Origin of the sequence: Micromonospora sp. CPCC 205739 (assembly GCF_036906795.1) — a bacterium.
Classification (GTDB): domain Bacteria; phylum Actinomycetota; class Actinomycetes; order Mycobacteriales; family Micromonosporaceae; genus Micromonospora.
On sequence record NZ_JBAKHS010000017.1, the window covers coordinates 1 to 18,855 of the forward strand.

Annotated in this window: 15 protein-coding genes; 12 read left to right on the plus strand and 3 right to left on the minus strand. The window is 75.5% G+C overall.

Features of this window, described 5'->3' with window-relative positions:
* Positions 1 to 151: 151 nt before the first annotated feature.
* Positions 152 to 2,008 carry a hypothetical protein gene (locus V6U88_RS22140; protein ID WP_334455755.1) on the minus strand — a complete coding sequence of 619 codons (1,857 nt, stop codon included), beginning with the start codon at positions 2,006 to 2,008 and terminating at the stop codon, positions 152 to 154.
* Here V6U88_RS22140 and V6U88_RS22145 point away from each other — a divergent pair.
* Together V6U88_RS22145 and V6U88_RS22150 are read left to right on the plus strand one after the other, a co-directional pair.
* Complete coding sequence (locus V6U88_RS22145; protein WP_334455756.1) at positions 1,931 to 2,875, plus strand: tetratricopeptide repeat protein; 945 nt, start codon at positions 1,931 to 1,933, stop codon at positions 2,873 to 2,875. The two genes, V6U88_RS22140 and V6U88_RS22145, sit on opposite strands and share 78 nt — an antisense overlap.
* Positions 2,872 to 3,894 carry an HAD-IIA family hydrolase gene (locus V6U88_RS22150; protein WP_334455757.1) on the plus strand — a complete coding sequence of 341 codons (1,023 nt, stop codon included), beginning with the start codon at positions 2,872 to 2,874 and terminating at the stop codon, positions 3,892 to 3,894. Before V6U88_RS22145 ends, V6U88_RS22150 begins: the two co-directional genes overlap by 4 nt.
* Before the next feature lie 22 nt (positions 3,895 to 3,916).
* Here the strand turns inward: V6U88_RS22150 and V6U88_RS22155 are convergent, their stop codons facing one another.
* Positions 3,917 to 4,252, minus strand: a complete 336-nt coding sequence (locus V6U88_RS22155; protein ID WP_334455759.1) for an SCP2 sterol-binding domain-containing protein — start codon at positions 4,250 to 4,252, stop codon at positions 3,917 to 3,919.
* Between the two features lie 113 nt (positions 4,253 to 4,365).
* Between V6U88_RS22155 and V6U88_RS22160 the strand changes: the two genes are divergently transcribed.
* The 5 genes from V6U88_RS22160 (at position 4,366) to V6U88_RS22180 (ending at position 10,985) form a co-directional block, all read left to right on the plus strand.
* Positions 4,366 to 4,881 carry a phasin family protein gene (locus V6U88_RS22160; protein WP_334455760.1) on the plus strand — a complete coding sequence of 172 codons (516 nt, stop codon included), beginning with the start codon at positions 4,366 to 4,368 and terminating at the stop codon, positions 4,879 to 4,881.
* Positions 4,882 to 4,906: 25 nt separating this feature from the next.
* Entirely contained in the window at positions 4,907 to 5,173 is a 267-nt protein-coding gene (locus tag V6U88_RS22165; protein WP_334455762.1) for a hypothetical protein, read from the plus strand.
* 20 nt (positions 5,174 to 5,193) lie between these two features.
* Positions 5,194 to 6,054 carry a TlyA family RNA methyltransferase gene (locus tag V6U88_RS22170; protein ID WP_334455763.1) on the plus strand — a complete coding sequence of 287 codons (861 nt, stop codon included), beginning with the start codon at positions 5,194 to 5,196 and terminating at the stop codon, positions 6,052 to 6,054.
* Positions 6,055 to 6,151: 97 nt separating this feature from the next.
* Positions 6,152 to 7,036: an NAD kinase gene (locus V6U88_RS22175; protein ID WP_334455765.1), complete on the plus strand. Its 885-nt coding sequence runs from the start codon at positions 6,152 to 6,154 to the stop codon at positions 7,034 to 7,036.
* A 220-nt stretch (positions 7,037 to 7,256) separates the two neighbouring features.
* Positions 7,257 to 10,985, plus strand: coding sequence for a S8 family peptidase (locus V6U88_RS22180; RefSeq protein ID WP_334455767.1), 3,729 nt, complete (start codon positions 7,257 to 7,259; stop codon positions 10,983 to 10,985).
* Positions 10,986 to 11,031: 46 nt separating this feature from the next.
* Here the strand turns inward: V6U88_RS22180 and V6U88_RS22185 are convergent, their stop codons facing one another.
* Complete coding sequence (locus V6U88_RS22185; protein ID WP_334455769.1) at positions 11,032 to 12,033, minus strand: helix-turn-helix domain-containing protein; 1,002 nt, start codon at positions 12,031 to 12,033, stop codon at positions 11,032 to 11,034.
* Positions 12,034 to 12,113: 80 nt separating this feature from the next.
* On the opposite strand from V6U88_RS22185, the gene recN reads away from it, so the two are divergent.
* The 5 genes from recN (at position 12,114) to murJ (ending at position 18,745) form a co-directional block, all read left to right on the plus strand.
* Complete coding sequence (gene recN, locus V6U88_RS22190) at positions 12,114 to 13,871, plus strand: DNA repair protein RecN (RefSeq protein WP_334455770.1); 1,758 nt, start codon at positions 12,114 to 12,116, stop codon at positions 13,869 to 13,871.
* Between the two features lie 119 nt (positions 13,872 to 13,990).
* Positions 13,991 to 15,169, plus strand: a complete 1,179-nt coding sequence (gene steA / locus V6U88_RS22195) for a putative cytokinetic ring protein SteA (protein WP_334455771.1) — start codon at positions 13,991 to 13,993, stop codon at positions 15,167 to 15,169.
* Positions 15,170 to 15,197: 28 nt separating this feature from the next.
* On the plus strand, positions 15,198 to 16,136 hold the full coding sequence (locus V6U88_RS22200; RefSeq protein ID WP_334455772.1) for a copper transporter: 939 nt from the start codon (positions 15,198 to 15,200) through the stop codon (positions 16,134 to 16,136).
* A 58-nt stretch (positions 16,137 to 16,194) separates the two neighbouring features.
* Positions 16,195 to 17,055, plus strand: coding sequence for a hypothetical protein (locus V6U88_RS22205; RefSeq protein ID WP_334455773.1), 861 nt, complete (start codon positions 16,195 to 16,197; stop codon positions 17,053 to 17,055).
* A 1-nt stretch (position 17,056) separates the two neighbouring features.
* The gene (gene murJ / locus V6U88_RS22210; protein ID WP_334455774.1) at positions 17,057 to 18,745 is read left to right on the plus strand and encodes a murein biosynthesis integral membrane protein MurJ; all 1,689 of its coding nucleotides are present in this window, start codon (positions 17,057 to 17,059) and stop codon (positions 18,743 to 18,745) included.
* The last annotated feature ends 110 nt before the right edge of the window (positions 18,746 to 18,855 follow it).

Sequence of the window (18,855 nt, forward strand, 5' to 3'; positions counted from 1 at the left end):
GCCCTCCAGCGCCGATGGTACTGCACTCGGGAGGGTGTGGGAGAGTAGGACACCGCCGGACAATCTTCCAGTCGAGGGCCGCCCCATCCGGGTCGGCCCTCGACTGCGTAGCGCCACGGATGGCGCAATGAGGAAGGATGTACCTGTGAGTTCAGGACCGCAGGGCGGAGACCGTCCGCGCCGTAACGAGGACCGAGCCGACCGCCCCGAAGGGCGGGGTGCCGGCCCACGCCGGGACGACCGACCCCCGTACCGCGGAGACCGTGACGATCGAGGCGGCCAGCGGGGCACCTCCGGTGCCGACCGCGGCGGCCGTGACAGCGGGGGCTACCGCGGCGGTGACCGCCGTGAGGGTGGCTTCCGTTCCGGCCCGCGCGAGGGTGGCTTCCGCCGCGAGGGCGATGCGCGCGGCGGCGAGCGCCGCGAGGGTGGTTTCCGCCGCGACGGCGATGCCCCGCGCACCGGTGGTTTCCGTGGCGGCGAGCGCCGTGAAGGCGGTTTCCGGTCCGGTCCGCGCGAGGCTGGTTTCCGCCGCGAGGGCGACGCCCCGCGTACCGGTGGCTTCCGTGACGGCGAGCGCCGCGAGGGCGGTTTCCGCCGGGACGGCGATGCCCCGCGTGGTGGTGGCTTCCGTGGTGGCGAGCGTCGTGAGGGTGGCTTCGGCGGCGGTGACCGTCGTGAGGGCGGCTTCCGTTCCGGTCCCCGTGAGGGTGGCTTCCGCCGTGACGGTGACACGCGCGGTGGTGACCGCCGCGAGGGTGGCTTCCGCCGCGACGGCGATGCCCCGCGTACCGGTGGCTTCCGTGACGGCGAGCGCCGCGAGGGTGGCTTCCGCCGTGACGGCGACGCCCCGCGTGGTGGTGGCTTCCGTGGTGGCGACCGTCGTGAGGGTGGCTTCGGCGGCGGTGACCGTCGTGAGGGCGGCTTCCGTTCCGGCCCCCGTGAGGGTGGCTTCCGCCGCGACGGCGACACGCGCGGCGGCGACCGTCCCGAGGGCGGTTTCCGCGGTGGTGACCGTCGCGAGGGCGGCTTCCGCTCGGGTCCCCGTGAGGGTGGCTTCCGCCGCGAGGGCGACACGCGGGGCGGTGAGCGTCGCGAGGGTGGTTTCCGCCGGGACGGCGAGGCCCCCCGCGCTGGTGGCTTCCGCGACGGCGAGCGTCGTGAGGGTGGTTACCGGGGTGGTGACCGCCGTGAGGGTGGTTTCCGTCGTGACGGTGAGGCGCCGCGCACCGGTGGCTTCCGCGACGGCGAGCGTCGTGAGGGTGGCTTCCGGGGTGGTGACCGTCGTGAGGGTGGTTTCCGTCGTGACGGCGAGGCCCCGCGTGGTGGTGACCGTCGTGAGGGCGGTGGCTTCCGTGGTGGCGAGCGTCGCGAGGGCGGCTACCGGGGCGGCGACGCCCCGCGCGAGGGCGGCTACCGCGGTGGTGACCGTCGTGAGGGTGGCTTCCGCCGCGAGGGCGACACGCGCGGCGGTGAGCGCCGCGAAGGTGGCTTCCGCCGTGACGGCGAGGCCCCGCGCGGTGGCGGTTTCCGCGACGGCGAGCGCCGCGAAGGTGGCTTCCGGGGCGGTGACCGTCGTGAGGGCGGCTTCCGCCGTGACGGCGAGGCCCCGCGTGGTGGTGACCGTCGCGAGGGCGGTGGCTTCCGTGGTGGCGAGCGTCGCGAGGGCGGCTACCGAGGCGGCGAGCGCCGCGAGGGTGGCGACCGGCCCGACCGGGGCGCCGACCGTGGCGGCTACGGTGACCGGCCGCGTCGCGACGATCGGCGGGGCTTCGAGGACCGGCGTCGCGAGGGTGGCTTCGGCCCCGACCGGGAGCGGCAGGACGAGGCCGAGGGCGGTCGTGCGGTCGCGCCGGCGCTGCCGGACGAGATCGCCGCGAGCGACCTGGACACCGCTGTCCGCGCCGAGCTGCTGTCGCTGAACAAGCCGGTGGCGGAGACCGTCGCCCGGCACCTGGTCGCGACCGGTCAGCTGATCGACGAGGACCCGGCCGAGGCGCTCGCCCACGCGATGGCGGCCCGTCGGCTGGCCTCGCGCATCTCCGCCGTCCGCGAGGCGGTCGGGCTGGCCGCGTACCACGCGGGGGAGTGGCAGACGGCCATCGCCGAGCTGCGCACGTACCACCGGATGACCGGGTTGCAGAGCCACCTGGCGGTGCTCGCCGACTGCGAGCGGGCGCTGGGGCGTCCGGAGCGGGCCATCGACCTGTTCCGGGGTGCCGACCGGGAGAAGCTCGACCAGGGCCTCGCCGTCGAGCTGTTGATCGTGGCCGCCGGTGCCCGGGGTGACCTGGGGCAGAAGGACGCCGCGGTGGCGATGCTCCAGGTCCCCGAGCTGACCGCCGAAGTGACCCAGCCGTGGACGGCCCGGCTGCGCTACGCCTACGCGGACGCGCTGCTGGCCGTCGGTCGTCGCGAGGAGGCCCGCGAGTGGTTCTCCCGTGCCGCCGACGTGGACACCGACGGTGAGACCGACGCGGCGGAGCGGCTGCTCGAACTCGACGGCGTTGTCATCGAGGGCGACGACGAGGACGACGAGTCGGCCGAGGAGGTCGCCGCCGGTCCGGGCGCGCCGGGTGCGGTGCCGGCCCAGCCGGACGTCGACCTGACCGCCGCCGCCGACGGCCTGACCGACGAGGACCGTCACGACGACGAAACCGACGGGGACGACGACCGCGACGAGGACGACGACGACTTCGACGAGGACGAGGACGACGACGAGCGCGACGCGGACGAGTTCACCGACGAGGCGGCCATGGCCGTCGCCGCCGAGCCGGCCGCGACCGACACCGACTCGGCTGTGAGCGACGCGTCGCGGCCCGCCGGTGACGAGCCGGCCGAGCGCGGGTCGGAGTCGGAGTCGGAGTCGCGATGACCGAGGTCGCCGGGGACCGGCTGGTCGACGGGTACACCCTGGTCGTGTTCGACCTGGACGGGGTGATCTACCTGATCGACCGGCCGATCCCCGGCGCGGTCGAGGCGGTCGGCCGGCTGCACGCCGACGGCCGCGCGGTGGCGTACGCCACGAACAACGCCTCGCGGCGCTCCAGCGAGGTGGCGGACCTGCTCACCGGCATGGGCGTGCCGGCCGAGCCGCAGGAGGTGCTGACCTCCGCCGCAGCCGCCGCCGAGCTGCTCCGCGACCGGCTCCCCGCCGGCGCGCCGGTGCTGGTCGTCGGCGCGGAGGCGCTGCGCGCCGAGATCCGCGCCGCCGGACTCACCCCGGTCGCCCGCGCGGACGAGTCGCCGGTCGCGGTCGTGCAGGGGTACGGCCCGCAGGTGGGCTGGGTTGACCTGGCCGAGGCGTCCGTCGCCATCCGCGCCGGGGCGACCTGGGTCGCCACCAACACCGACCGCACGCTGCCCAGCGGCCGCGGCCCGCTGCCCGGCAACGGCTCGCTGGTCGCCGCGCTGCGGCACGCCCTTGACCGGGAACCGGACATGGTGGTCGGCAAGCCCGAGGCGGCGCTGTTCGCCACCGCCGCCCGCCGGGCCGGTGGCGGCCGGACGCTGGTCGTCGGCGACCGTCTCGACACCGACATCGAGGGCGCCCGCCGTGCCGGGCTGGACAGCCTGCTGGTGCTGACCGGTGTGAGCGACGTGCCCGAGCTGCTGGCGGCACCCGAGCCGCGCCGCCCGACGTACGTGGCGATGGACCTGGCCGGGCTCTTCGACCCGGCGGCGGTGGTCGCGGTGCCGGGCGGGACGGACGTCGGCGGCTGGTCGGCCGCCCGGGTCGACGGCGGCCTGGAGCTGCGCGGCGCGGGACGCCCGCTGGACGCCCTCGCCGCGCTCTGCGCGGCGGCCTGGTCGGCGCCGCTGGCCTCGCCGGAGGTGCGGCCGACGACGCCGGAGGCGCAACGCGCCCTCGCGGTGCTCGGCCTGTCGGCCTGACCGGCCCGCCCGGGCCGGGGCGCTAGAGCAGCTTGCGGAGTTTCATCAGGTCGAACGGGCTGGCCTTGATCGAGATCTGGCGGGCGGCGACCGCCCTGGTGATGTCGAGCTGACCGCGCACCAGGGCGATCAGGTCGTCGCTGCCGGTGGTCAGTGCGATCTTGGCCTTCGGGTCGTCGCCGTCGGACAGGTCGACCAGCCGTCCGCCGGCGAGCCGACCGTGGAAGGCGGTGTCCAGGTCGGTGATCCGGCAGGCGAGCGTGCGGTCCAGGTCGATCCGCTGGCCGACCTCGGCGTGGCGCTCCAACCGGCTCGCCAGATCATGCAACGCCTGCCGGCACTCGTCCACGCTGGCCACATCGTCTCCTCACACCCCGCCACGCCGTTCCTCGGCACCGTACCGCAATGGGCGGTCCGGGGCGCCCGGTAGCGTGAGACCCGCACACCCCGCCCCGCGGAAGGAAAACCGGCATGCAGGATGCGTGGCGCGCCTACCTCGAGCTGGCCATGGGCCTGACGGAGGCGCCCCGGAAGAAGGCCCAGGACGCCGCTCGGCGGCTGGTCGGCACGGGCGGCGCGACCGCCGCCCAGCTCCAGGCGCTCGCCGAGGAACTCCTCTCGACCAGCGCGGCCAACCGCGAGGCGCTGACCAAGCTGGTCCGCTTCGAGGTGGACCGGGCGCTCGGGGCGGTCGGTCTGGCCACCGCCGACGAGGTCGCCGAGCTGACCCGCCGGGTGCACGAGCTGGAGCGGCAGCTGCGCGAGGCCAAGGGCGGCCCGGGCGGGCTGCTGCCGGGCACGTCCACGGCCACCCCGCCGGTCCCCGCCCCAACCAAGGCGGTGGCGAAGAAGGCCGTAACGAAGAAGGCGATCGCCAAGAAGCCACCGGCCGCGGTGAGCACCACCGGCGGCGACGGCGTCACGCCGGCGACCCGGCCGGCGAAGAAGGCCGCGCCCCGCAAGCGGACCACCGGCGGCGGGCAGTGACGCCCGCCGGCCACCGGAGCGCGTGGTGAGCGGGCCGTTCCGGCCCGGGCCGCCGCCCGGCGCCCGTCCGGGACCGCCGCCGGGAGCGCGCCCCGGCCCGCCGCCCGGACCGCGCCCGGGGCCGGCGCCCACGGCGTACGAGGACGTCGAGGAGGCGCACCACCCCGCCGTCGACGCCGCCGTCCAGGCGATGATCAACGCCGAGGGCCTGCCCCCGGCCGACCAGATCGCCCAGTACGAGGCGGCGTACCAGACGCTGCGGGAGACCCTCGCCACCATCGACCAGGCCTGAACCGACCGGAGAACCACCGCATGGCACGTCGTACCCGCCTCGACGCCGAACTCGTCCGACGCGGTCTGGCCCGTTCCCGTGAGCAGGCCGCCGCGCTGGTCGAGGCCGGCCGGGTCCAGCTGCGCGGGGTGCCGGCGCGCAAAGCCGCCGCGATGGTCGACCCGGCCGATCCGCTGCTGGTCACCGGCGAGGACCCCACCTCCGAGTACGTCTCCCGAGGCGGCCACAAGCTGGCCGGTGCCCTCGCCGCGTTCGCCCCGGGCGGGCTGACCGTCGCCGGGCGGCGCTGCCTCGACGCGGGCGCCTCCACCGGCGGCTTCACCGACGTGCTGCTGCGCGCCGACGCCGCCGAGGTGGTGGCGGTGGACGTCGGCTACGGCCAGCTCGCCTGGCCGCTGCGCACCGACGAGCGGGTACGGGTCTTCGAGCGCACCAACGTCCGTACGCTGACTCCGGAGGTCATCGGCGGGGAGGTGGACCTGACGGTGGCGGACCTGTCCTTCATCTCGCTGCGCCTGGTGCTCCCGGCGCTGGCCGGCTGCACCCGCGCCGACGGCGACCTGGCGCTGATGGTCAAGCCGCAGTTCGAGGTGGGCAAGGAACGGGTGGGCACCGGCGGCGTGGTCCGCGACCCGGCGCTGCGCGCCGAGGCGGTGCTCGACGTGGCGGCCACGGCGGCCGGGCTCGGGCTGGGTCTGGCGGACGTGGCGGCCAGTCCGCTGCCGGGGCCCAGCGGCAACGTCGAGTTCTTCGTATGGTTACGCCGGGGCGCCCCGGCGGCCGACCCCGAGCGGGTACGCGCGGTGGTGGCGGCCGGGCCCGAGGGCCCGGCTCCCGGCGGGAGCGTGCCGGCGGACCGGACCGGGGAGGTGACAGGGTGAGCGACGAGCGGAACCCGGCGAGCGGGAGACGAGAGGCGGAGCCGGTGGGCGACAGCGACGGGGTGAGCCCCGGCGGCACGGGCGGGCGGGTGGCCCGGTGAGCCGCACGGCGCTGCTGGTGACGCACACCGGGCGGCGGCGCAGCACCGAACACGCCCGGGCCGTCGCCGCCGACCTCATCGCGGCCGGTTTCGAGGTGCGGGTGGTGGCCGAGGAGGCCGACGACCTCGACCTGCCCGGCGTGGTGCCGGTGACCGGCCCGGAGGCGGCCGAGGGCGCCGAGATCGTCTTCGCCCTCGGCGGGGACGGCACCTTCCTGCGCGCGGCCGAGCTGGCCCGGCCGGCCAAGGCGCCGCTGCTCGGCATCAACCTGGGCAAGGTCGGCTTCCTCGCCGAGGCCGAGATCAATGACCTCGACGTGGCGGTCCGCGACGTGGTGGGGCGCAACTACACGGTGGACGAGCGGCTCACCCTGGACGTGACCGCCGAGTTCGACGGTGGGCCCACCATCGAGTCCTGGGCGCTCAACGAGATCAGCGTCGAGAAGGGCGAGCGGGCCCAGATGCTGGAGCTGCTCGTCGACGTGGACGGCCGCCCGCTGTCCCGGTACGGCTGCGACGGGGTGGTCTGCGCGACGCCCACCGGCTCCACCGCGTACGCCTTCTCCGGCGGCGGCCCGGTGGTGTGGCCGGAGGTGGAGGCCCTGCTGCTGGTGCCGATCAGCGCGCACTCGCTGTTCAGCCGGCCGCTGGTGACCGCGCCGACCTCCACGTTCTCCATCACCGTGGACCCGTTCACCACCCTCGCGGTGCTCTGCTGCGACGGCCGGCGGGTCTTCGACCTGCCGCCGGGCGCCCGGGTGACGGTGCGCCGCGGCGCGCTGCCGGTACGCATCGTCCGGCTGCGGGCCCGGCCGTTCACCGACCGGTTGGTGGCGAAGTTCGCGCTGCCCGTGGAGGGCTGGCGCGGCAGCCGGCGCTGAGCGCCCACCGAGCGGCGGCGGCGCACGTCCGGCCGCCCGGCCCGCGGTACGCCGGACACACGCCGGACCGGCGGCGGTCCGGTCCCGGTCGCCCCGTGTCCACCTGGCGACATGTCGCCGGTGCGGCGGACCGCCCCTAGTGACCAACCGATGATCTCCGGCGCAGACTCCGGTGGGCCGACCTCCTCGAGGCCGGCCCCGGAGTAGAGGAGTACATCGCATGCACCGGTCTCCACGCTGGCTCAGCGCCGGCGCGGTCGGCGCGTTGGTGGTCGGGCTCGCCGCACCGGCGTCCGCCGACCCGCCCGCCCGGCCCAGTGGCCCGAGTTCGGCCACGACCGCCCCGGGCGCCGCGCCCGCCCTCATCACCCTGATCACCGGCGACCGGGTGGAGCTGGCTCCCGCCGCATCCGGCCGGGTCGCCGCCACCGTCCGCCCCGGCCCCGGCCGGGACCGGATCACCTTCCAGACCATTCAGGCCGACGGTGGCCTGCGGGTGCTGCCCAGCGACGTCATCCCGTACGTCTCCGCCGGGGTGCTCGACTCGGACCTGTTCGACGTGCAGGAACTCGTCGCCGACGGGTACGGCGACGCCGCTCAGGGCGCGCTGCCGCTGATCGTGCGCTACCAGCAGCCGGCCGGTGGGCGGGTCCGTCCGCTCGCCGGGGCCACCGCCGCCCGGCCGTTGGAGAGCATCAACGGCGCCGCGCTGAAGGTCGGCAAGAACGACCTCGGCGGGCTGTGGACGACGCTGCGCGGCACGCCGCCGGCGCGTACCGCCGCCGGCGCGCCGGCCCGGCTCGGTGCCGGCATCGACCGCGTCTGGCTGGACGGGCGGGTCCGGGCGGACCTGGAGCACAGCGTGCCGCAGATCGGCGCGCCGGCTGCCTGGGCGGCCGGGCGCGACGGCGCGGGTGTCGAGGTGGCGGTGCTGGACACCGGCGTCGACGCGAACCACCCCGACCTGGCCGGCCGGATCATGGAGGCGAAGGACTTCAGCGGCACCGGCAGCGCGCAGGACGGGCACGGCCACGGCACCCACGTGGCGTCCACCATCGCCGGCAGTGGCGCCGCCTCCGACGGGCTGCGCAAGGGCGTCGCGCCCGGCGCGCGGCTGCTGGTCGGCAAGGTGCTGGACGATTCAGGCTCCGGCTACGAGTCGGGGATCGTCGCCGGCATGGAGTGGGCCGCCCGCTCCGGCGCCAAGGTGATCAACATGAGCCTCGGCGGGAGCCCGACCGACGGCACCGACCCGATGAGCCAGGCGCTGAACGACCTGACCGCCGAGACCGGCGCGCTCTTCGTCGTCGCCGCGGGCAACGAGGGGGCGGCGAACACCGTCGGCTCCCCGGGCGCCGCCAGCGGAGCGCTCACCGTCGGCGCGGTGGACCGCGACGACAACCTGGCGGACTTTTCCAGCCGTGGCCCGCGCATCGGTGACGGCGGCGTGAAGCCGGAGATCACCGCGCCGGGCGTCGGGATCGTCGCCGCCCGCGCCGCCGGCACCAGCATGGGCACCGCGGTGGGCGACGGGTACACCCGGGCCAACGGCACCTCGATGGCCACCCCGCACGTCGCCGGCGCGGCCGCGATCCTCGCCCAGGAACACCCCGAGTGGAGCGCTGGCCAGCTCAAGGACGCCCTGGTCAGCACGACCAAGCCGACGCCGGGGCTGACCGTCTTCGAGCAGGGCACCGGCCGGGTCGACGTGCCGCGGGCGCTGTCCCAGCGGATGTACGGTTCGGCCACCGCCGACTTCGGTCGGCTGGCCACCGGTGCCGCGGCGGTCGAGCGGACCGTGACGTACACCAACGGCACCGGCGCCGCGCAGACCCTGCGCCTGGCGCTGGAGCTGCGCAACCTCGACAACGGCACGGCTGAGCCGGACGGCCTCTCCGTGGGCACCGAGGTCACCGTCCCCGCCGGCGGCAGCGTCGCCGTTCCGCTGCGCGCCGACCCGGCGAAGCTGGACCGCGGCACGTACGGCGGCTGGCTGGTGGCGACCGGCGCGGACGGCGTCACGGTCCGCACGGCGGTCGCGCTCACCCTGAGCGGCCCGATCCACACCGTCACCCTGCGCGCGCTGGACATGGCCGGCAAGCCGGGGATGGCACCGGTGGTCACCCTCTTCGGCGAGCACTCCGACTCGGACATGCTCGGTTACCTCCTTCCCGGCATGGAGATCAAGACGCGGGTGGAGGAAGGCCCCTACCTGCTCCAGGGGCTCATCGAGCACGGCGCCCCGCTGGACGAGCAGCTCACCCTGGTCACCGACCCGGAGCTGACCGTCGACCGGGACGTCACCGTGGTGCTCGACCCGCGCAAGGGCACGCCCGTGCGCATCGAGACCCCGAAGCCGACCGAGCAGCGGGCGGCGCTCAACTTCTACGAGCACCGGGTCTTCGGCAACGGCCGGCAGGTCGACCACAGCGTGATGGCGTTCAGCACGATCCAGCAGCTCAACGTCACCCCGACCCGGCCGGTGCGGTCCGGCGAGTTCGAGTTCGCCTCCCGGTGGCAGCTGGTCGCGCCGATGGTGGACGCCCGGATCACTGGGGTGTCCGGTCCGCTGGACATCAACCTGCTGGGCCAGTCGCCGGCGCCCGCCGACCGGCGGAAGCTCCCGCTGGTCTTCGCCGGCACCGGGACCGCCGGTGAGCTGGCGCGCGCCCGTGGGGCGGCCGTGCTCCTCACCGCCAGCCCGGACGTCTCCGAGAACGACCAGGTGGCGGCGGCTGCCGCAGCCGGTGCGGTGGCGGTGCTCATCGTCCGCCCGGCGGACTTCAGCGCGTGGACGGTCTGGCGTCCGAACGGGAAGCGGCTGCCCGTTCCGGCGATGGTGGTGGCCCACGACGACGGGCAGCCGATGATCGCCGCGGCCCGGACCGGGAGCGCGACGCTGGACCTGACGCTCACCGCGAACAGCCCCTACCTGTACGACGTCTTCCAGGTGTCCGAGGACCAGATCCCGGAGCGGATCGTGCACACGGTGACCGCGGAGAACACCGCCGAGGTGACCGCCAGCTACGGCGAGACCGGCGGGCTGGACTGGGCCAGCGAGCAGCGGTTCGGCTGGCGTCCGTGGCAGACGGTCGCCATGGGCGACGACCAGCGGATCGTGCGTACCGGCACCGTCCGGCGGGAGTACGTCAGCGCCGGCGACTCCTGGTGGCAGCACCGGGTGCTGCACAAGCTCATGTGGTCGCACTGGGGTCCGCTCCAGGCTGGACTCCTTGCGCAGGCCCGGCGGTACACCGGCGACGACCGGGACACCGAGAGCTGGTACGCCCCGGTCGTCCGGCCGGCCGTGCCGGCCGCCGGAGCGCCGGTCCCCACCCGCACCGGGGACACGCTGGACCTGCGGGTCGCCGAGTTCGTCGACGCCGACGGGCACCACGCCCCGGCCGGCTTCGGTGAGGAGCAGGACGACGTCGAGGCGCGGCTCAGCCGCGACGGGCAGCAGATCGCGGACCTCTCCGACGGCTGGGCACCGGTGTCCACCACCGCGGCGGCGGCCCGCTACCGGCTGGACCTGACCACCCGGCGCGCCTCGGAGGACTGGCGCTGGGCCACCCGGACCGAGACGGCCTGGGAGTTCACCTCGGCCCGGCCGGCCGGGGACGCCGCCCAGCCGCTGTCGCTGCTGCAGGTGGACTACCGGGTCCCGGCCGACCTGCGCGGCGAGGTCGCCGGCGGCCGTCCGCACCAGCTGGAGCTGACGCTGCGCCAGCCGGCGGGCGTCCCGGCGCCGACCGGCACCAGCCTGCGGGTCGAGGTGTCGTTCGACGGCGGACAGAGCTGGCGGGCGGCGCCGGTGCACGGCTCGGGCACCCGGTTCACCGCCGTGGTGCCGGCCGGGCAGGGCACGGTGTCGCTGCGGGTGCACGCCCGCGACCGGGCCGGGAACACCGTCGACCAGACCGTGGTCGACGCGTACGGCCTGCGCTGACCCGGGCCGGGCGGGGCGGCCGTGAGCCGCCCCGCCCGGGCTCCGCTCAGATCCAGCCCCGCCGGGCGACCTGGAAGGCCAGCCCCGGCCGGGTGTCCACCCCGGCGAGGGTCATCAGGTCGGCGAGCCGCCGCTGGACGGTACGCCGGCTCACGCCGAGCTGCGAGGCGATCGACTTGTCGGGCACCCCGGCGACGAAGAGCGAGAGCAGCAACCGCTCGTCGGCGCCGGGGCCGCCGTCGGCGGGCGGCAGCCCCGTACCGGGCCGCAGCGGGGTGGCCGCGTGCCAGTGGCTGTCGAAGAGCGCCAGCAGGGCGTCGAGGAGCTGGCTGCGGCCGATCAGCGCGGCGCTCGGCGCGCCGCTGGCCCGGTCGGGCACCAGCGGGCAGATGGCGGTGGTCCGGTCGGCGATGGCCAGCCGGACCGGGAGGCTGTCGGTGACCCGGGCCTGCTCGCCGCTGAGGACCGCCTTCTCCACGTCCGCCAGGGCACCCGGCTCCGCCAGCAGCTCCCGCTCGTAGATCGCCCGGTACTCGACCCCGCGGGCCAGCGCCGCGAACTCCTCCACGTTCTCCGCGCCGGGCATGGCCAGCGGGCTGGCCCGGCAGAACCAGAGCACCTCGGTGCGCGCGTCGTCCTGCAGCCGGCGCAGCCGGGCGCGTAGCGCGTCCGCGCCGGTGACGATCTCGACCAGGTGGTCGGCGTCGTGGCGGCGGACCCCGGCCCGGTACTCCTCGGTCAGCTGGGCGACCCGGCGGCGGGCGGACTCCAGCGACTGCTGCTGGCGCAGCAGCTCGTCGCCGAGGGCCACGTCCGGCGGCAGGGGCCGCAGCGGCGGGTCGGGCTCGGCGCCGGCCGGCGCGACCAGGCCCCGGTCGCGCAGCGCGTCCAAGGTCCGGGCGAGCCGGTCGGCCGGCCACCCCATCTGGTGCGCCAGCTGCGCCGGGTGCGCGGTCGACAACCGCAGCAGCGTTCGGTACAGGCGCTCCTCGTCCTCGTCCAGACCGAGTATCCGCAGCACCTGCCGTCCACCGCTCGTCGCGTCCACGACCGGTGATCGTACGGGCGGCCGTCGCGCCGCCCGCGCCGGCTGGCAACTGTCGGGGGCCGCGTCTACTGTCGGGTGCTGTGCTGGAAGAGCTGCGCATCACCGGACTGGGCGTCATCGAGGACACCACGCTGCCCCTGGCCGGCGGGATGAACGTCATCACCGGCGAGACCGGTGCCGGCAAGACGATGGTGGTGACCGGCCTCGGCCTGCTCTTCGGCGGCCGGGCCGACGCCGGGCGGGTCCGGGCCGAGCCGGGCCGGGCGGTGGTCGAGGGGCGGCTGCGCCTCGGTGGCCGGCTCGCCGACACGGTGCACGCCCGCGTCGTCGACGCCGGCGGTGAGCCCGACGAGGACGGCTCCCTGCTGCTGAGCCGCACGGTCACCGTCGAGGGCCGGTCCCGGGCGCACCTGGGCGGCCGGAGCATGCCGGTGTCGATGCTCGGCGAGGTCGGCGAGCAGGTGGTGGCGGTGCACGGCCAGTCCGACCAGCTGCGGCTGCTGCGCCCGGCCGAGCAGCGGGCCGCGCTGGACCGGTTCGCCGGGCCGGAGCACGAGAAGCTGCTCGACTCGCTGCGCGAGGCGTACGGACGGTGGCGGCACGTGGTCGACGACCTGGCCGACCGGCGGCGCAACGCCCGGGCGCGCAACCAGGAGGCCGACCTGCTGCGGCTGGGCCTGGACGAGATCACCCGGGTCGACCCGCAACCCGGCGAGGACGACGAGCTGAAGGCCGAGGCGCAGCGGCTGGAGCACGCCGAGGGGCTGCGCACCGCGGCCCAGCTGGCACACCAGTGCGTCGCCGGTGGCGTGGAGGCCGCCGACGAGACGCCCGACGCCACGGCGCTGCTGGGCACCGCCCGGCGCACCCTGGAGGCGCAGGCCGGCACCGACCCGGCCCTCGGCGAGCTGGCCGTCCGGCTGGAGGAGGCGGCCACCCTGGTCGCCGACGTCTCCGCCGAGCTGTCGGCGTACCTGGCCGCGTTGGATGCCGACCCGGCCCGGTTGCAGGTCATCCACGAGCGGCGGGCCGCGCTGCGCGCGCTGACCCGCAAGTACGCCGACGACGTCGACGGCGTGGTCGCCTGGGCCGAGCGGGCCCGCACCCGCCTGTCCGACCTGGACACCTCCGACGAGCTTCTCGACGAGCTGGACCGCGAGGCCACCCGGCTCGCCGGCGAGGTGGCCGAGCTGGCCGGCCGGGTGTCCACCTCCCGGCAGGAGGCGGCGGTCCGCTTCGCCGAGCAGGTCACCGTCGAGCTGGCCGGGCTGGCCATGCCGCACGCCCGGATCGACGTGGCGGTGGTGCCGCGGCCGGTGGGTAGGAGCGAGCCGGCACTGACGGTCAACGGCACCGAGGCCGGCATCGGCCCGGACGGCGCCGACGAGGTGGAGTTGCGGCTGCTCGCCCACCCGGGCGCGCCCTCGCTGCCGCTGCAGCGCGGCGCCTCCGGCGGCGAGCTGTCCCGGGTGATGCTCGCCATCGAGGTGGTCTTCGCCGGCTCCGGCGGGCCGCCCACGCTGGTCTTCGACGAGGTGGACGCCGGCGTCGGCGGCCAGGCGGCGGTGGAGATCGGCCGCCGGCTGGCCCGGCTGGCCCGCAGCCACCAGGTGCTGGTGGTCACCCATTTGCCGCAGGTGGCCGCGTTCGCCGACCGGCACCTGGTGGTGGCGAAGGACACCGGGGGAGCGGTCACCACCAGCGGGGTCCGGGTGGTGGAGGACACCGAGCGGGCCCGGGAGCTGGCCCGGATGCTCGCGGGTTTGCCGGATTCCGACCTGGGTATCGCGCATGCGGAGGAACTTCTGGCGGTGGCGGCCAAGGAAAGGCGACCCTGACCGCCGGTATTGTGAGCGCAAGCACACCGGCCTGCGCTCCGGTGTGCTTCCCTGGGTAGGCGGCCCTGCTCAGGCATGTCGCGACAGAAAAGCCTGCCTCACATGCCAGGATGGTCACGATGCGTCTACCCACGTTGCGCCGGACCCGGAACGCGGAACCGGGCTCAGTCCTCGGCACCGCACGTCTCGATCGTCGTACCAAACGGCTGGTCGGCCGGCTCCGCCCCGGTGACATCGCGGTGATCGACCACGTCGACCTGGACCGGGTGGCGGCCGACTCGCTGGTCGCTGTCGGCGTCGCCGCGGTGCTCAACGCCAAGCCGTCGGTCTCCGGGCGCTACCCCAACCTCGGCCCCGAGGTGCTGGTGGGCGCGGGCATCCCGCTCCTGGACGACCTGGGCGAGGGGGTGTTCGAGCGGATCCGCGAGGGCGACACGATCCGGATCGAGGGCAACACCGTCTACGTCGGCGACGAGCCGGTCGCCCACGGGGACCTGCAGGACGCCGAGACCGTCGCCAAGGCGATGGCCGACGCCCGGGAGGGGCTGTCGGTCCAGCTGGAGGCGTTCGCCGCCAACACCATGGACTACCTGCGGCAGGAACGCGACCTGCTGCTCGACGGGGTGGGCGTACCGGACATCCAGACCCAGGTCCAGGGCCGGCACTGCCTGATCGTGGTCCGCGGCTACGACTACAAGGACGACCTGGACGTGCTGCGCCCGTACATCCGGGAGTTCAAGCCGGTGCTCATCGGCGTGGACGGCGGGGCGGACGCGCTGGTCGAGGCCGGGTACACCCCCGACATGATCATCGGCGACATGGACTCGGTCACGGACGACGTGCTGCGCTGCGGCGCCGAGGTGATCGTGCACGCCTACCCGGACGGGCGGGCGCCCGGCCTGGCCCGGGTCAACGGGCTCGGCGTGCCGGCGATCACCTTCCCCGCCGCCGCCACCAGCGAGGACCTGGCCATGCTGCTGGCCGACGAGAAGGGCGCCTCGCTGCTGGTGGCCGTCGGCACCCACGCCACGCTGGTCGAGTTCCTCGACAAGGGCCGTGGCGGCATGGCCTCGACCTTCCTCACCAGGCTCAAGGTCGGCGGCAAACTGGTCGACGCCAAGGGCGTGAGCCGGCTCTACCGGCAGAGCATCTCGGGCTCCTCGCTGCTGCTGCTGGTCCTCTCTGCGGTCGCCGCGATGGCCTCCGCGGTGGCGGTCTCCACCGTCGGGAAGGCGTATTTGGGCGTGGTCTCGGAGTGGTGGGACAATTTGGTGTTCCAGCTCGGCCAGCTCTTCTAGCTCCCCGACCTATCAAGAGGCTGCAAGCGTGATCAACTTCCGGTACCACGTGGTGTCCCTGACCGCGGTCTTCCTGGCGTTGGCCATCGGCCTGGTGGTCGGCACGGCCGCCCTCAACGGCCCGGTGGCGGACTCGCTCAAGGAGAACGTCAACGCGCTGCGCAAGGACAACCAGCTGATGCGTCAGTCGGTCAACAACCTGCAGAAGGAGCTGGAACTCGAGGAGGAGTACGCGGCCCAGATGGCCCAGGTCGTTCTGCCGGGCAAGCTCACCGGCAAGCGGGTGCTGGTGCTGAGCCTGCCCACCGGCCGCGACCACACCGAGGGCGTGCTGAAGATGCTCGAACTCGCCGGGGCGGACGTGACCGGCCGGGTGGACCTGCAGGACAAGTTCATCAACCCGGACAACAACACCAACCTGATGGAACTGGCGGTGACCGCCGCGCGGCCCACCGCGCCCGCCTCCGCGCTGCCCGGCAACGGCAACGGGGTCGAGACCTCCAGCGCCCTGCTGGCCAGCGTGCTGCTCGACCGCGCCCAGGGCACCCCCGCCGTCGCCGAGGCCGACCGGCGCGCCGTGCTGAACTCGTACTCCAACGCCGGCTACCTCACCACCGAGGAGAAGGTCACCGGTCCGGCCGAAGCCGTCGTGGTGGTCAGCGGGCAGCCGTACGTGGACAAGGACTCCGCCAAGAAGGACGAGTCGGTGGTGAAGGTCGCCGAGCAGTTCGACCGGACCGGCTCGATCGTGGTGGGCGGAAACGGCTCGGTCGGGGGCAACCTCGTCGGCATCGTGCGCAGCGACCCGGTGCTCGCCCAGACCATCTCCACCGTCGACAACGCCAACACCGTGCAGGGCCAGCTGGTCACCAGCCTCGCCCTGGTGCAGCAGCTCACCGAGAAGAAGGCGGGCCAGTACGGCGTCGGCGACAATGCCGGGTCCCTGCTGCCTAGACTGCCCCAGTGAGCGAACGACGTACCCCGGTGACCGGAGTCCTCCCGTCCGTCCCGTCCGGCGGCCCCGCATGAGCGGGCTGGGGCGGCTGCTGGCCGCCGCCGTCGGGGTCGCGACCGCCCGGTACGCGCTGCGCGAGATCCGCACCGCGCCGCCCGCCCCGGCGCTGGAGCGGACCAACTTCCGCGGCCACACCGTCACCCTCGCGGCCGGCCCGGCCCTCGCGGTCGGCGCCGCGGGCGCCGGCGCGTTCGGCGCCGACAGCGTCCCCGCCGGCGCGGCGGCGCTGGTGGCCGGCCTCGGCGCCGGCGCGGTCGGGCTCTACGACGACGTTGTGGGCGGGCGGCCCGAGCAGAAGACCGCCAAGGGCTTCGCCGGCCACCTGGCCGCGCTGCGCGAGGGCCGGGTCACCGCCGGCATGGTCAAGGTGGTCGGGGTGGGCGCCGCCGGGCTCGGCGCGGCCGCCCTGCTCGCCGCCGACCCCCGCGTCGCCGCGCGCCGGCCGGGCCAGCGTCCCCTCGCCCGTGCGGTCGACGTGCTGCTCGGCGCCGGGGTGGTGGCCGGCACCGCCAACCTGCTCAACCTGCTCGACCTGCGTCCCGGCCGGGCGTTGAAGTCCGGCCTGCTGCTCGGCGCCCCGCTGGCCCGGGGCCCGCACGGCGGCATCGCCGCCGGCGCGGTGGGCGCGGCGGGCGGGCTGCTCGGCGACGACCTGGACGAGCAGGTGATGATCGGCGACAGCGGCGCCAACGCCCTCGGCGCGGTGCTCGGCGTGGCGCTGGCCGCCCGCACCGGGCCGGTCGGCCGGGCCGGGATCCTGGCCGTGCTCGCCGGGCTCACCGCCGCCAGCGAGAAGGTCAGCTTCACGCAGGTCATCCAGCGCACCCCCGGCCTGCGCGAACTCGACGCCCTGGGCCGGCGATCCGACTGACGTGACCACACCGGCACCCCTCGCCGGCGCCGGCCGCGTGGCCGGAGCGGCTGCCCTCATCGCCGTCCTCACCGTGGTCAGCCGCCTGGCCGGCTTCGGTCGTACCGCGGTGTTCACCTGGACGCTGGCCCCGACCGACCTCGGCGGCGCGTACGTGGTGGCCAACGCCGTACCGAACTTCATCTTCGAGATCGTCGCCGGCGGGGCGCTGGCCAGCCTGGTCGTACCGCTGCTGGCCGGCGCGGTCGCGGCCGGCGACCGGCGGGCGGTCGCCGCCACCACCGGGGCGCTGCTCACCTGGACGGTCACCCTGCTGGTGCCCCTCGCCGTGCTGGTGGCGCTCGCCGCCGGGCCCATCGTCGGCCTGCTCGGCGACGGCCTCAGCGTGGCCCAGCAGCACAGCGGCGAGCGGATGCTGCGGCTGTTCGCGCCGCAGCTGCCGCTCTACGGCGTCGGCATCGTGCTCACCGGCGTGCTCCAAGCGCACCGGCGGTTCGCCTGGCCGGTGATCGCGCCGCTGCTCAGCAGCATCACCGTGATCACGGTCTACCTCGCCTTCACCGCCGTCGAGGGGCGGCTGGCCACCGTCGCCCAGGTCACCGGCGCGGGGGAGCTGATCCTGGCCGGCGGCACCACCGCCGGGGTGGTGGTGCTGTCGCTGTCGCTGCTGGTCCCGCTGCGCCGGCTCGGCCTGCGGCTGCGCCCCGGGTACGGCTTCCCGGCCGACGCCCGGGCCCGGGTCGGCGGCCTGGCGGTGGCCGGCGCGGTGACCGTCACCACCCAGCAGATCGCGCTGATCGTCAGCCTCAACCAGGTCACCTACGGCGCGGCGACCAACCCCGGCGTCTACAACCTCGCCCAGACCGTCTACCTGCTGCCCTGGGCGGTGCTCGCGGTGCCGCTGGCCGTCGCGGCGTACCCGACGCTGGCCGCGGCCCGGGCCGCCGGTGACGAGGACGCCTACCGGCGGACTCTCGCCCCCGCCGTGCGCGGCGTGCTGATCTTCAGCAGCCTCGGCGCCGCCGCCCTGGTGGGCGTGGCGACGCCCATCGGGTACTTCTTCTTCCCGGCGCAGACCGCGCCGGCCGCCGCCGCGGCGGTCGCCGGCTTCGCGCCCGGGCTGCTCGGCTACGGCCTCTTCGCGGTGCTCACCCGCGCCCTCTACGCCCGGGGCGAGACCCGGACCGCCACCTGGGCGACCGCCGTCGGCTGGCTGTCGGTGCCGGCCGCCGCGCTGTTGCTCGGCGCGGCCCTGCCGCTGCGCGACCGGGTACTGGCGGTGACCCTGGCCAACTCGCTGGGGATGCTGCTCCTGGGCGGCCTGCTGCTGGCCGTGGTGGCCCGCTCCGCCGGCCGGGCGGCGCTGTCCGGCGCGGGCCGGGCGGCCACCGCCGGCGTGCTCGCCGCCGCGCTCGCCGCGCCCGCCGGAGCGCTCGCCTCCCGGTGGCTCGCCGACGTGACCGGCGGCACCCCGACGACACCGGAGGCACTCGTTCAGGGCATGCTGTCCGGGGCCGTGGTGGCAGTGGTGTTCCTCGGCGTGGCCTACCTGGCCGACCGGCCGGACGTCCGGCCGCTGCTCGCCCGGGTGGGCCGGCTCGGCGGGCGACGGCGCGCCCCGGCGCCCGGTCCGGCGCAGGAGGGCAGCCCCCCGGAACGGGGCGACGGGAAGGAGACGGTGTCCCGGTGAGCGCGAGGAGTGAGCCGGGTCTGCGAGCCCCGCAGTCGCGAACGGAAGATGTCGCGGTGAGCGCGAGGAGTGAGCCGGGTCTGCGAGCCCCGCAGTCGCGAACGGAAGGT